At 71.4% G+C, this 12469-nt stretch carries 12 protein-coding genes; 7 read left to right on the top strand and 5 right to left on the bottom strand.

The genetic code is table 11. The features are described 5' to 3' along the window. Nucleotides 1-80: 80 nt before the first annotated feature. The gene (locus tag ABEE00_RS07085; RefSeq protein ID WP_345744393.1) at nt 81-602 is read right to left on the bottom strand and encodes an EF-hand domain-containing protein; all 522 of its coding nucleotides are present in this window, start codon (nt 600-602) and stop codon (nt 81-83) included. 223 nt (nt 603-825) lie between these two features. Between ABEE00_RS07085 and ABEE00_RS07080 the strand changes: the two genes are divergently transcribed. The 3 genes from ABEE00_RS07080 (at nt 826) to ABEE00_RS07070 (ending at nt 2585) form a co-directional block, all read left to right on the top strand. Then, on the top strand, nt 826-1494 hold the full coding sequence (locus tag ABEE00_RS07080; protein WP_451918509.1) for a DUF2165 domain-containing protein: 669 nt from the start codon (nt 826-828) through the stop codon (nt 1492-1494). Nucleotides 1495-1896: 402 nt separating this feature from the next. Then, on the top strand, nt 1897-2178 hold the full coding sequence (locus tag ABEE00_RS07075) for a hypothetical protein (RefSeq protein WP_345744392.1): 282 nt from the start codon (nt 1897-1899) through the stop codon (nt 2176-2178). A gap of 251 nt (nt 2179-2429) precedes the next feature. Then, nucleotides 2430-2585 carry a hypothetical protein gene (locus tag ABEE00_RS07070; RefSeq protein WP_345744391.1) on the top strand — a complete coding sequence of 52 codons (156 nt, stop codon included), beginning with the start codon at nt 2430-2432 and terminating at the stop codon, nt 2583-2585. Between the two features lie 207 nt (nt 2586-2792). Here the strand turns inward: ABEE00_RS07070 and ABEE00_RS07065 are convergent, their stop codons facing one another. Both ABEE00_RS07065 and ABEE00_RS07060 read right to left on the bottom strand, forming a co-directional pair. Next, a complete protein-coding gene (locus ABEE00_RS07065) occupies nt 2793-3161 on the bottom strand; it encodes a hypothetical protein (protein WP_345744390.1) in 369 nt (122 codons plus the stop codon). Nucleotides 3162-3570: 409 nt separating this feature from the next. Next, nucleotides 3571-4626 (bottom strand): LacI family DNA-binding transcriptional regulator, encoded by a 1056-nt coding sequence (locus ABEE00_RS07060; RefSeq protein ID WP_345744389.1) that lies wholly within the window; start codon nt 4624-4626, stop codon nt 3571-3573. 312 nt (nt 4627-4938) lie between these two features. Here ABEE00_RS07060 and ABEE00_RS07055 point away from each other — a divergent pair, with 312 nt between their 5' ends. The 4 genes from ABEE00_RS07055 (at nt 4939) to ABEE00_RS07040 (ending at nt 9953) form a co-directional block, all read left to right on the top strand. Further along, nucleotides 4939-6276 carry an extracellular solute-binding protein gene (locus ABEE00_RS07055; protein ID WP_345744388.1) on the top strand — a complete coding sequence of 446 codons (1338 nt, stop codon included), beginning with the start codon at nt 4939-4941 and terminating at the stop codon, nt 6274-6276. Continuing rightward, on the top strand, nt 6273-7301 hold the full coding sequence (locus tag ABEE00_RS07050; protein WP_345744387.1) for a carbohydrate ABC transporter permease: 1029 nt from the start codon (nt 6273-6275) through the stop codon (nt 7299-7301). Before ABEE00_RS07055 ends, ABEE00_RS07050 begins: the two co-directional genes overlap by 4 nt. After that, on the top strand, nt 7298-8146 hold the full coding sequence (locus tag ABEE00_RS07045; RefSeq protein WP_345744386.1) for a carbohydrate ABC transporter permease: 849 nt from the start codon (nt 7298-7300) through the stop codon (nt 8144-8146). The genes ABEE00_RS07050 and ABEE00_RS07045 overlap by 4 nt, the downstream gene beginning before the upstream one ends. Nucleotides 8147-8261: 115 nt before the next feature. Next, a complete protein-coding gene (locus ABEE00_RS07040; protein ID WP_345744385.1) occupies nt 8262-9953 on the top strand; it encodes a glycoside hydrolase family 13 protein in 1692 nt (563 codons plus the stop codon). A 65-nt stretch (nt 9954-10018) separates the two neighbouring features. Here the strand turns inward: ABEE00_RS07040 and ABEE00_RS07035 are convergent, their stop codons facing one another. Next, nucleotides 10019-11350, bottom strand: a complete 1332-nt coding sequence (locus ABEE00_RS07035) for a hypothetical protein (protein ID WP_345744384.1) — start codon at nt 11348-11350, stop codon at nt 10019-10021. A gap of 249 nt (nt 11351-11599) precedes the next feature. Further along, a complete protein-coding gene (locus ABEE00_RS07030) occupies nt 11600-12316 on the bottom strand; it encodes a heparin lyase I family protein (RefSeq protein ID WP_345744383.1) in 717 nt (238 codons plus the stop codon). Nucleotides 12317-12469 lie beyond the last annotated feature (153 nt).

Below are 12469 nucleotides of genomic sequence, written 5' to 3'. Positions count from 1 at the left end.
TTCCAGGCCGAAGGAGCCGGGATGCGCCGGGGACGGCCGTCGCCGTGCCGTCCCCGGCGGGAGCGCACTCGTACGTCGGCTCAGGCGTCGGGCTCGGGGGTGGTGAAGTACGCGGCGAAGGCGCTGACGATGTCGTCCTCGCCGATCTTGCCGTCGCCGTCGGCGTCCAGGGCCCGCGCGGCGGCGCCGCACTGCTCCTCGGCCACGCCCATGGCCCGCAGCGCGCGCTCGGCCTCCTGCGGGGAGACCATGCCGTCGCCGTCGGAGTCCGCCACGGCCACCACGGAGCGGAGGAAGGGGCGGGCGATCTCGCCGAAGCGGTCCGGGCTGTCCCGCAGCCGCTTGACCGCGCTGCCCACGAACTCCTCGCGGGTGATGCGCTGATCGCCGTCGCTGTCCGCTATCCCGGCCATGCCCTGCCAGAACGCCTCGGCCCCGAGGAGAGTGGCCTGCCCCTGCTCGGACCGGGCCGTGACCCCGAACTCGCTGCGGACCGCTGCCGCCGCCACCGTGAAGTCCTCGCGGGAAATGTAGCCGTTGCCGTCCTGGTCGAAGGAGGCGAACCGGACGGCGATCTTTCGCTCGTACTCGCTGCTGTCCATCGTGGTGCGTACCGTCTCACATGTCGGGTGGGTCAGTTCGCTTCGCAGCGTACGACGTCAGCGGGGGTGCGGGACCGGATATGCGGTGGTCGCACGGAGGTTGTCGCATTTCTCACCCGGGCTCCGGCCGCCGCGCCGCGGCGGGCGGGGGCGCGACAACGCCGCGGAGGCGTCGGCGCGTTGAGCAGGTCATGGCGCCGCGGCGCCGGGAGGGGAGAACGGAATGACCTCGAGATCCGAGTCCGGGATACGCGTACGCGGACGGGCGCCGAAGGGGGTGGACGGCGCGGCGGCCTCTGCACTGCCGGTGGCGGCGGGGCTGCTCACCGCGACGCTCGCCCTGCTCATGGCGCTGATCGCGTTCGGGAACATCACCGACTTCGGTACGAACCAGGCGTTCGTGCGGCATGTGCTCGCGATGGACACCACGTTCAAGGATCCCGATCTGATGTGGCGGGCCATCACCTCGCACACGCTCCAGGACCTCGCCTATGTGGCGATCATCGCGTGGGAGACGCTGGCGGCGCTGGTCCTCATAGCGGCCTGCGCCGTCTGGCTGCGCGACGGGCGGCGGCGTGCGGGGAACGCGCGTGCGCGGCAGTTGGGCACATACGGGCTGCTCATGGTGCTGCTGCTGTTCGGCGCCGGGTTCATGGCCGTCGGGGGCGAATGGTTCGCGATGTGGCAGTCGAAGGACTGGAACGGGCTGGAGGCCGCGACCCGCAACTTCCTGCTGGCCGCCGCCACCCTGATCCTCCTGCACCTGCCGGGCGCGGCCACACGATCGGAAAGCGACGCGGGGAACGAGGCAGGGAACGAGGCGGGGAGCGGCGCGGGGGACGACACGGAAAGCGCGCGAATTCCGCAACCGCAGTCACGCGAATCCCAGTGACCGGAGCGGGCGCGCACTCCGTGAGCCGCTGAGGGAGGCGGCGCGCTCCGGGCGTTCCGGTTCAACCGGGCCGCACGCGGCGGGAATTCCCGCACGGGTGTGCGCGCCCCCGGGCGGGGCGCGGTCGTCGCGCCCCGCCAACCGGCAACTTTCAACATCCGCGGGGCTTCACCGCCGCGTGCCCGTGTGCTGCTCGGCCCATGCTGGAGAACACGGCGGCCATCAGCGCGGGGCGTTCCGTTCCGTGCCCGCGGGGCGCCGTGCGGAATTCCGCGCCGGGCATGCGCGTACGCCCCGGATGTCCGGTGCGGGTTCCGGCGTCAGCGGACGTACCGAAGAAGTACCTACTCGGCGTTGAGGATTCCGTATGGCTCGGAAAGAGGAGACGGGAAGGGGGCCGGTATGACGTCGGAGACGGACACCGGCAGCGACCGGATCGAGGCGGCGGTGCGCCGGCGCCTGGCGGAGGAAATCCGGGTGCCCGAGGAGCTGTTGGACGGCAGAACCCCGCTCGCGGACCTGGCGGGCTCCTCCCCCTCCAAGGTGCACCGCGCCGCGCGCAGGCTGGAGGAGGACTTCGGCCTCAGCATCGCGGGAGCCGACGCGCAGTGGCTCACCTCGGTGCGCGCCGGGGTCGAGCGCATCACGAAGGCGCTGGAGCGGCAGGGCAGAGCGGCCTCGTAGCCGCGGCGTCCGCGCGTCACACCCCCGCGCGCACGCCGCACACCGGGCACCGTGCCGGGCCCGCCGCTCCCGCGGCGCGGACCGGCCTCCACCGGCGCGGTGCCCGGCACCCGGCCGCCCGGCCCCGCTCCTGCCGCCGGCCCCGCTCTCGCCGCCGGGTACGCAGGTGACGATCTGGTTGCGAAAGGCGATGACCGGCAATAAGCGAGACGCGGCCGCTTGTTGAGGCGGATATGGATACTTCTTGCTCGATGGAGACAGAGGCAGGTTCGGCGGCGGATTCCGGGCCCGGTTCCGGCCGCCTCCGGTCGGCGAAACGGCGCCTGGAGAGCCTGCCGACGCGCGAGGTCATGGTCGGCCTCGCCACGGTCACCGTGATCGCCGCGACCGTCCACGCCATCTGGTGACCGCACCCGGGGCCGCCCTCGTGGCCGCGCCCCGCAGCGGAGGGCCCCGGCGACCCGGCCGCGACCGATCGCGCCAGGGCCCTCGTACGTGCTGCGGCGAGCACACCCCGCGCTCAACCGCACACGCACCGCCATTCCCGCACGCCACCTGGCCCGCCGGGACATGGAGGACTCGTCCCGCGCGGGCCGGGTGGGGCCGGGGTCAGGTCAGCCGCGGTGGCCGGCCTTCTGGACGTGGCTGGTGACCACGCCGTTCTTGTGCAGCGTGATGATCAGGCCGTGGTTGTTGAACTTCGGGTGCTTCGCGGTCAGGGTCCGCAGCGTGACCTTGCCGTATTTGATCTTGGCGTCGTACCCGTGCTTGGTCTTGATCACGTGCGCGGTGTACCCGTACTTGAGCTTGTAGACCTTCACCTTCGCGTGGTGGCCGTGCTGCGCGGCGGAGGAGGAGACGGCGGGCGCGGCCGGGGCGGCGGAGGCGTCGGCGGCCATCGCGGTGCCGGCGGGGACGAGCAGCGCCCCGGCGAGCACGGTGGAGGCGGCGACGGTACGCAGGGAGAAAGTGCGAGAGGTCATGGTGTTCTCACTTTCGGGCAGCGCGGCGCACAGAAAGGGGCGCACCGCGACGAGATCAGGGGTGCGGCCGCGCACGGTGGGTCGGGCGGGGCCGCGGAGGGTGAGGGCGCCGCGCCGTTGCGGCAAGCGCGCCGGTTCGCTGCCGGCGGCGTGACCGAGGCCGTGTGGCCTGCGTCACCATCCATGTAGCCAGACGCCCCGCGCCGCGCCCAGGGACTTCCGCCCCCAGTTCCGCCGGCCGCAGGTCCGTGCCCTTCAGCCCCGTACGGGACGGCCCCGTGGCGTTCAACCCCGTACGGGACGGCGTGGATCACACACCGCGTACGCCGCCATGCACGTCAACGCGCCGCCGTACGCGCCGAGTTGCTCGCCCGTACAGAGAACCTCCGTACCTCACGGCCGAGTTCCCTCACTCGCCGGCCCCCTCCTCGCCGCGAGCGGCGGTCCGCGTCACCGCCGCCGTGCTGCCGCGCGGGAGGAGCCGGGTGGGGAGTTCGATGTGGCGGGCCTGGTCGGGCGTGCCGTCGCGGAGGAGTTCGCAGGCGAGTTCGGCGGCCGCGCGGCCCAGGTCCTCGGGTGACTGGGCGATGGTGGTCAGATCCATCCACTCGGCGAACTCGTGGTCGTCGAAGCCGAGCACCGACATCCGCTCCGGCACGCCGATGCCGGCGGCCCGCAGCACCCACATCACGCGCATCGCGAGCTGATCGCTCTCCGCGACCACGGCCGTCGGCGGGTCGGCGAGGCCCAGCAGCCGCCCCACGGCCTCCTCGACCGGCCGCCGCTCGCAGCGCGCGGCCACCACCAGGTCTTCGTCCAGCGGCAGCCCGGCCCCGGCGACCGCCTGCCGGTAGCCGGTCAGGCGCGCGTCGGCGCTGAAGGCGAAGCCCCAGTCCGTCTCGGCCGCGACATAGCCGATGCGGCGGTGGCCGAGGTTGAGCAGGTGCTGGGTGCCGCGCCGCGTACCGGCCACGTCGTCGACGTACACGCTGGCCCGGCCCGGCGCGTGCTGGCTGATGTAGACGACGGGGACGTCGAGTTCGTCGAGGCGCGCGCCCTCCTCCTCGGTGAGGTCGAAGGAGACGACGAGCAGCGCGTCGGCGTTCCTGCGGGCGGGCAGCCGCTCGAAGAACGCGGCGCGCTGCTCCACGTCGGGCACGCAGTAGACCTGCATGTCGAGCCCGGCGTCGCGGAGCACGGAGCCGACGGCGCCGATGGCCGTGCTCATGAACCAGGAGTCCAGCGAGTGCGTGAGCACGGCGATGTTCCCGGTCCTGCCGGTGACCAGGCTCGACGCCTGGCGCGAGACCACGAAGGAGAGTTCGCGCACGGCCTCCTCGACGCGGGCGCGCGCGGAGGAGGACACCGTGGGCAGCCCGCGGAGCGTGCGCGAGACGGTGGAGACGGAGACTCCGGCGCGCTCGGCCACGTCGGTCATCGTCGGATGGCGCTGTGCTGGCGGCATGGCGGGGACGTTACACAAGGCTTCGCGCGGGCGGCCAGCCTCGTGCCAGCGTTTGCAGCTACCGGCAGTGACCGTCGGCGGCCGCGCGCTCCGGGGTCAACCGGGCCGTGGGGACGGTACGTTGCGCCCTCTCCCCCGTCAACAGGACGAACGCAGGCGCGTATCGGTGGCACTCACACCGTTCATGACACCCCGTCACTTCTGTGCGTTCCCTTGACGCCCTCTGGGGGCACTTCTAGCTTGCAAACGCTGTCAGTGGCCCTTCCCGGGTGCCCCGGGCACCTCCTCGAATCCCGCTCAGGAGCCCAGCCCATGCCGTTGAGCCGCAGAAGAGTCCTCACCGCGGGCGCCGCCTCGGCGCTCGCCGCCGGGACCGCGACGGGCTGCGGCGCCGCACGCGGCGCCGCGCCCGGACCGGCCGGCCCCGAGCCCGTCCCGCGGGGCCCGACCACCCTCCACTGGTGGTCCTTCCACATGGCCGCGAAGAACGGGGGCGACCTCCGCACCCACCTGATCAGCGCCTTCGAGCGCCGCCACCCGAACATCACGGTGGTCTCCACCGATCTGCCCGCCAACACCGACATCATCCGCACGACCCTGTCCACGACCGTGGCGAGCGGTTCGCCGCGGCCCGACGTGTACATGGGCGACATCACGTGGCCGGCGCAGTTCGCGCACAACGAGCTGGCGCTGCCGGTCGGCCCGGCCGTCCCCGAGGGCCACTGGCAGCGCTATCCCGGACCGCTGACAAAGGCGCTGTCCGCGCGCGGGACGGTGTACGCCTTCCCGCTGTATCTGGACGAGGCGTTCCTCTATTACCGCAAGGACCTGCTGCACAAGCACGGCCTGCGGGTGCCCCGCAGCTGGGAGGAGGTGGCCCGCACCGCACGGAGGATCCAGCGCGCGGGCGACGCCGAGCAGGGGCTGCTCCTCCAGGGCGCGGTGGCCGAGGGGCTGACGGCGAACACGGCCGAGTACGTGGCGGACGCGGGCGGCAGCATCCTCGACCCGTCCGGCACCCGCCCCACCTTCGACAGCCGCGCCAACGAACGCGCCCTCGGGTACCTGAGCGAGCTGACCGGCTCCGGCGTGCTGCCGCGCGCCGCGACGACCTTCAAGGAGCAGGACACGATGGACGCCTTCACCGCGGGCCAGGCGGTCTTCCTGCGCAACTGGTCCTACTCGTGGGAGGTGATCCAGGACCCCGCCGCCTCGAAGGTGGCGGGCAGGGCCGGGGCGATGCGGCGGCCCGGCTTCGAGGGCGGGGCGACGGAGGGCAACAGCTGCCTGGGCGGCTGGTGCAACTACATCAACCCGCACTCGCAGGAGCGCGGAGCGGCGATCGCCTTCGCCCGGTTCTGCGCGGAGGAGGAGGGGCAGCAGGTGTTGCTGCGCCACTCCTCGTACGTACCGGCCCTGCTGGACGCGCTGGAGAGCCGGGCCGCGCGGCGTTCGCCCAATCCGACGATCGCGCTGTCGCGGAAGGTGCGGCTGGTGCCGCGTCCCTCGCAGACCCCGCAGTACCCGCAGGTCAGCAAGGCGGTCTACACGGAGGTCAACTCCCTGCTCAACGGGGCCTCCTCGCCGCGCGGCGCCCTCTCGGCCGCGCAGGAGAACCTGCGCGCCGCGCTGGAAGGGAACGCGCTGTGAGGGCCCCGGAGCAAGCCCGAGCGGACGCGGAGGACGTGCCGGAACGGGCGGCCGCCGTACCCACCGCCCATACGCCCCAGCAGCGTTCCCCACGTGGGGCCCGCCGCCCCCGCGGCCCCGCGACCGGCATCGAACGCCGCCGGGCCCGCACGGGCTGGCTCTACACGGCCCCCGCGCTCCTCGTCATCGCGCTGGTCACGATCTTCCCGGTGCTCTACTCGGTCGTGATGAGCTTCGCCAAGGTGCGGCTCACCTACGGCGGCATGCGCGTCGAGGAGTGGACGCTGGGCAATTACGCGGTGATGGGCAGCAGCGCGGCGTGGCTGCAGGCGCTGGCCTTCACCGTCGGATACACGCTGGTCACGGTGGCCGTGGAGCTGGCGCTCGGCGTCGCGGTCGCGATCCTGCTGGACCGACTGGAGGCAGGGCGCGGCTGGCTCCTGGCGCTGCTGCTCATCCCCTGGTCGATGATCACCGTGGTGTCCGCGCAGCTGTGGAGCTACCTCTACAACGCGTCGTACGGGGCTGCCACCTGGTTCTTCGAGGTGCTGCTCGGGGAGCCGCCGGTGATCCTGGGCACGCCCGTTCCGGCCTTCACGGCGCTGGCGGTGGCGGATGTGTGGAAGACGACGCCGTTCGTGGCGGTGATCGTGCTGGCGGGCCTGGTGCGCATTCCCCAGGAGCATTACGAGGCCGCCGAGATGGACGGCGCCGGGGCGTGGAGCACCTTCCGGCACGTGGTGCTGCCCGCGCTGCGGCCCGTGCTGGCGGTGGCGGTGCTCTTCCGGGTGCTCCAGGCGTTCGGGATCTTCGACCTGCCCTTCGTGCTCACCCAGGGCGGTCCCGGGACGGCCACCCAGTCGCTCGCGATGCTCGGTTACAAGACGCTCTTCCAGGACCTCAACTTCGGCCTCGGCGCGGCGGTCGCCACCGCGACCGGGGTGCTGGTGATGCTGGGGTGCCTGCTGTTCCTGCGGATGTTCCGCTCGCAGGTGGACGAGGCGGAGGAAGGAGGCGCCGCATGAGGCGCAGCAGAACGCGGCGCGGGGTGCGCCGCTATCTCAACCCCGTCACCATCGGCGCGGTGCTGCTCGCCGTGGTGACGGCCGCGCCTCTCTACTGGATGGCGGCCACCTCGTTCAAGACCCCGGGCGAAGCGGGCAACCCCTCCCCCACCTGGTGGCCCGAGGACCCGACCCTGGCCAACTACCGTGACGCGCTGGGTGCTTCGGGCATGGGGAACTACCTGCTCAACAGCGTGATCGTGTGCGTCAGCTCGACCGCGGTGGTGCTGGGCCTGGGGCTCTTCGCCGGGTACGCGCTGGCCAGGCTGCCGGTACGGGGGCGCGGGCCGATCATGGTCGCGCTGCTGATGATCTCGGTGTTCCCCACGATCGCCGTGGTGACCCCGCTGTATCTGGTGGAGCGCGAACTGGGACTGCTCAACAGCCGCCCCGGGCTGATCATCCCGTATGTGGCGTTCAACCTGCCGTTCGCGGTGTGGATCCTGCGCAATTCGCTGCTGGACATCCCGTACGAGATGGAGGAGTCGGCGACCGTGGACGGCGCTGGCCCCACCCGGGCGCTGCTCTCGGTGATCCTGCCGCAGGCGCGGCCCGCGCTGTTCACCGCCGGGGTGTTCACCTTCACCGCCACCTGGACGGAGTTCCTGATGGCGCTCACGCTCAACAGCGAGAACGGCTACCGCACCATCCCGGTCGGCATCGCGCTGTTCAACGGGCAGCACCAGGTGCTCTACGGGACGATCTTCGCGGGCGCGATGGCCGCGACGGTGCCGATCGCGCTGCTGGTCCTGGTGTTCCGGCGCGCCGTGCTCTCGGGGCTGACCGACGGCGCGGTGAAGGGATGAGCGGCGGCCCCAACTCCCGAGCACCACCGGCCCGCAGCCAGAGACCCCGCCCCAGGAAGGCCCGCATCGCTTCGTACGACCACCCCCGCACACCAAGGCTCACGAAGGAGTACGCGTGACCGAGCGCGCCTCGCAGCACCGCACCGAAGAGCGGCCGCCGGACAACTCACCGCAGGAACCCGACTGGTGGCGGCAGGCCGTCGTCTACCAGGTCTATCCGCGCAGCTTCGCCGACGCCGACGGCGACGGGGTGGGCGACCTGCGCGGCATCACGCAGCGCCTGACCCACCTGAGCACGCTGGGGGTGGACGCGCTGTGGCTCAGCCCCTTCTACCCCTCGGCGCTGGCGGACGGCGGCTACGACGTCGCCGACTACCGCGACGTGGACCCGCTGCTGGGCACCCTCGACGACTTCGACGCGATGGTCGCCGAAGCGCACCGCCTGGGCCTGAAGGTGCTGGTGGACATCGTGCCCAACCACACCTCCGACCAGCACGTATGGTTCCAGGAGGCGCTGAATTCGCCGCCCGGGTCCGCGGCGAGGGACCGCTATGTCTTCCGCGACGGGCGCGGCGCCGAGGGCGAACTGCCGCCCTCCGACTGGCAGTCGGTCTTCGGCGGGCCGGCCTGGCGGCGGGTGCCGGACGGGCAGTGGTATCTGCACCTGTTCACGCCCGAGCAGCCCGACCTCAACTGGGACAACGAGGAGGTACGGGCCGACTTCCGGCACACGCTGCGGTTCTGGTCGGACCGCGGCGTGGACGGCTTCCGCGTCGACGTGGCACACGGCCTGGCCAAGGACCTCACCGAACCGCTGCGCGACCTGGGCGAGGTCGAGCGCGAGGAGTGGGCCGCCGCGCTGCCGCCCGGCACCCACCCCTTCTACGACCGCGACGAGGTGCACGAGATCTACCGCGACTGGCGCAAGGTCTTCGACACCTACACTCCGCCGCGCATGGCCGTCGCCGAGGCGTGGGTGCCCGACGACCGGCGGCCCGCCTACGCGCGCCCGGACGAGCTGGGCCAGGCGTTCAACTTCGAGTACCTGCGCACCGGTTGGAACGCGCGGGAGCTGCGCGACACCATCGCCGTGTCGCTGGAGACCGCGCGAGCGGCCGGCGCGTCGGCCACCTGGGTGCTGTCCAACCACGACGTCGTGCGGCACGCCTCCCGCCTCGGGCTCCCCTCGGACACCGACTACCACGCGTGGCTGCTCACCGACGGCCGCAGCCCCGAGCCCGACGAGGCGGGCGGACTGCGGAGGGCGCGCGCCGCGACCCTGCTGATGCTGGCGCTTCCGGGGTCCTCGTACGTGTACCAGGGCGAGGAACTGGGCCTGCCCGAGGTCGCCGACCTGCCCGCCGAGGCGCTGCGTGACCCGGTCTGGGAGCAGACGGGCCGCACCCGTAAGGGCCGCGACGGCTGCCGGGTGCCGCTGCCGTGGACGCGGGAGGGCGGCTCGTACGGGTTCGGGCCCGGCGGCGCGTGGCTGCCGCAGCCCGCGCAGTTCGCCGCGCTCTCGGTCGAGGCGCAGGACGGTACCCCGGGCTCGACGCTGGAGCTGTACCGCGAGGCGCTGCGACTGCGCCGCTCGCTGCTCGGCGACGAGACGCTGACCTGGATCGATCACCCCGATCCCGAGGTGCTGCACTTCGCGCGCTCCTCGGGCTGGCAGTGCGTCACCAATCTCTCGGACGCACCGGTCGCGCTGCCCGAGGGCACCGAAGTGGTGCTGTCCAGTGGGCCGTTGCCGGAGGACACGCTGCCGCCGGACACGACGGTGTGGGTGCGGGGGTCGGACGCGTAGGCGGTACCCGGTGTCAGGGGCACCGGCCGCCGCGGCCGGTGCCCCTGACAGTCACCCCTGACAGGTCAGGTCTTGGTCTTGCCCGTCTTCACCGGCTTGCGGTCCTGCGGCCGCTGGGCGGCCTTGAAGTCGTCGAAGAAGCCGTAGTTGTGGGCGGGCAGACCGCTCTTCGGCTTTTCGACGGTGCGGTTCGCGTACAGGCTGTTGAGCAGCCACGGGTCCTTCTTCGGACCGAAGTCACTGCCCATGAGCGCGGACTGGGTGACGCCGTACGTGGCGACCGCGAGGCGCCCGGTCTTGCGGAAGCGGGCCATCTGGTCGCGCAGGAAGTGCTTGTTGTTCTCGAACCAGGGGCTCATGGCGAGGAAGTCGTGCCACTTCTTCTCCGGGAAGGGCTGCTCCAGCGCCTGCTTGATCACCTTCCAGACCGGGGTGTCCTTCGGCAGCTTGTACTGGTCGGCGAAGCGCGGCGACACCTTGTCCGTGAGGTGCTTCCTCCACAGCGGCATCAGGGAGAACTCGGTGACCAGGAACTTCTGGTCCTTCCGCAGCCGCGGCAGCACATAGTCGAGGTAGGCCTGCACGCCCTGCTGCGCGTCCACGTGCGGGTGGATGTCCACACCCTCCAGTTGCGGCGTCTTCTTGGCGAAGGCGAGCCAGCGCTCGGTGGCCTTGGTCCGCTTGTCCGGCTCGTCGATGTGGTTGAGGGCGCCCATGTAGAGGCGGGTGCGGCACTCCTTGGGGAACTTCTTCTTGCGGGCCTCGATGACGTGTGCCGCGACCTTTTCGTAGAACTCGTTCAGCGCGAGCGAATTCTTGTCTGCGTCGACGCTCTCGATGAAGGGCTCGTTGCCGATGACGAGAATGTCGACGGAATCGAGCGCGGCCTCCAGGACCTTGTCGACCTTCGCGAGTTCGTCCTTCATCTCCGGGCTTCCGGGCTTCGGCACCGGCTTGTTGTTATAGGGGAACTTCAGCGAGAGAACCGTTCCGAAACCGCGGCGGTGCGCGGCGAGCAGCTTCTTGACGGCGCGGTTCTGCGCGGCGTCGTCCTTGATCTCGGTCATCACCGCGAAGCCGCGCAGCCACCCGGCCGAAACGCCGTCCAGCTCCTCGAAGCTGACGCTCGCGGCGGCCTCGTTGAAGTTCGCGCCGAGCACGCCGGCGATCTGACCTGCGCCGCCGCCGTCCGCGCCGCTGCTCATGGAGCCGACCGAGGACTTCTCCCCTGCCTTCTCAGCGCCCGCGCCCTTCTTGTCGCCCGAACACCCCGCAGCGCCCATGGCGAACAGCGCGCCGCCGGACACCGCCAGGGCGCGGCCCAATACGCCGCGTCGTGAATGTGCGGCCTTGGGCGCCTCCGTCGGCCCCGTACCCGGGAAGGCGTCGTTCTCCATTGCACTCTCCTGGTTCACCGTCGCGGCTCTTTCCTCATGCCGGCCCCGATACTTCCATTCCGCTGCGCCGCGAGGCGAGTTGGGGCGGAAGCTCCAGGGTCCGACAGTCCGAAAGGACGCGCGGAAACACCCGCCCGGTTGCCGACGCCACTCAGTTTTTCCCACCGGGTCACGCCGCACTTCCCGTCCCCGGACCCGATTGCCGGTCAAATCCGACGATGCCGCATTTACGGTTCGAGGGCGCGGGTTCTACTTCGCGTCCCCATAGGTCGTGCCGATGCGCAGCCCGTCGACCCAGTTGATGACCGGCTGATCCTGGACCTCCGCCCCATAGCTGCCCCAGCGCGGCACATTGCCCTTGTCGTCCCACGTGCGGCCGTGGAAGTCGGCCTTCTTCGCGCCGTTGTAGTACAGCTCCACCCGCCCCTCGTCGGCGGATTGAGAGGTGTGGATGCCCAGGACGATCCGCTTCCAGGTGTCCTTGCGCACGGGGGTGCTCCACTGGAGCGTCCACTTCTCGCCCGGTTCGACGTGGAAGAGCTTGAGTTCGCCGCCCTCGACCTTCATGAGCACCGGATAGTTCTGCTGGTTCTCGTCGTTGGTGCCCCAGGACTTCCACTGGAATATCGTCCCGGCGTCGTCCGTGTTGGTGCGGGTGTCCCAGCCCACGTAGTACGTCGCGTTGTTCCGGAACGCGTAGGGCGAGCCGTCCACGCGGCTTCCGTGCCCTTCACAACGCTTGAGCCCTCGTGGCTTGTTGAACTTGAACACCTTGCCGCGCCCGTCGTGATTGTCCTGCGCGGTCACGCTGCCCGGGTCGTCGCACAGGGTGCTCGCGAAGACCCCCGTACCCTGCCCCGCATCGCCGTCCCACACCGGCGCCGCCCCCGCCTGATTGCTCACGGTCAGCGCGACGGCGCAGGTCAGGGCGGCTGCCGGGAGGGCGGTTCGCTTACGCAGACGCATGAGGTCCCCTTCCGCTGGCGGCGGCGCGCGGGCCGCCGGAGATGGCCGGCGCGGGGTCGGAGCGTGGTCGGTGCGCCGGTACGGCCTCGAACGGTCCGCCATCGTTCCGGCGCCAGAGGTACGGGACAACCGGTCAACGGAAACGCTCACAAG

Origin of the sequence: Streptomyces odontomachicola (assembly GCF_039605595.1) — a bacterium.
Classification (GTDB): Bacteria; Actinomycetota; Actinomycetes; order Streptomycetales; family Streptomycetaceae; genus Streptomyces.
This window is presented reverse-complemented; position numbering and strand designations above follow the sequence as displayed.

Coding starts and splice junctions, on each gene's coding strand:
- ABEE00_RS07085 (WP_345744393.1), bottom strand. CDS start 602: ATGGACAGCAGCGAGTACGAGCGAAAGATCGCCGTCCGGTTCGCCTCC.
- ABEE00_RS07080 (WP_451918509.1), top strand. CDS start 826: ATGACCTCGAGATCCGAGTCCGGGATACGCGTACGCGGACGGGCGCCG.
- ABEE00_RS07075 (WP_345744392.1), top strand. CDS start 1,897: ATGACGTCGGAGACGGACACCGGCAGCGACCGGATCGAGGCGGCGGTG.
- ABEE00_RS07070 (WP_345744391.1), top strand. CDS start 2,430: ATGGAGACAGAGGCAGGTTCGGCGGCGGATTCCGGGCCCGGTTCCGGC.
- ABEE00_RS07065 (WP_345744390.1), bottom strand. CDS start 3,161: ATGACCTCTCGCACTTTCTCCCTGCGTACCGTCGCCGCCTCCACCGTG.
- ABEE00_RS07060 (WP_345744389.1), bottom strand. CDS start 4,626: ATGCCGCCAGCACAGCGCCATCCGACGATGACCGACGTGGCCGAGCGC.
- ABEE00_RS07055 (WP_345744388.1), top strand. CDS start 4,939: ATGCCGTTGAGCCGCAGAAGAGTCCTCACCGCGGGCGCCGCCTCGGCG.
- ABEE00_RS07045 (WP_345744386.1), top strand. CDS start 7,298: ATGAGGCGCAGCAGAACGCGGCGCGGGGTGCGCCGCTATCTCAACCCC.
- ABEE00_RS07035 (WP_345744384.1), bottom strand. CDS start 11,350: ATGGAGAACGACGCCTTCCCGGGTACGGGGCCGACGGAGGCGCCCAAG.
- ABEE00_RS07030 (WP_345744383.1), bottom strand. CDS start 12,316: ATGCGTCTGCGTAAGCGAACCGCCCTCCCGGCAGCCGCCCTGACCTGC.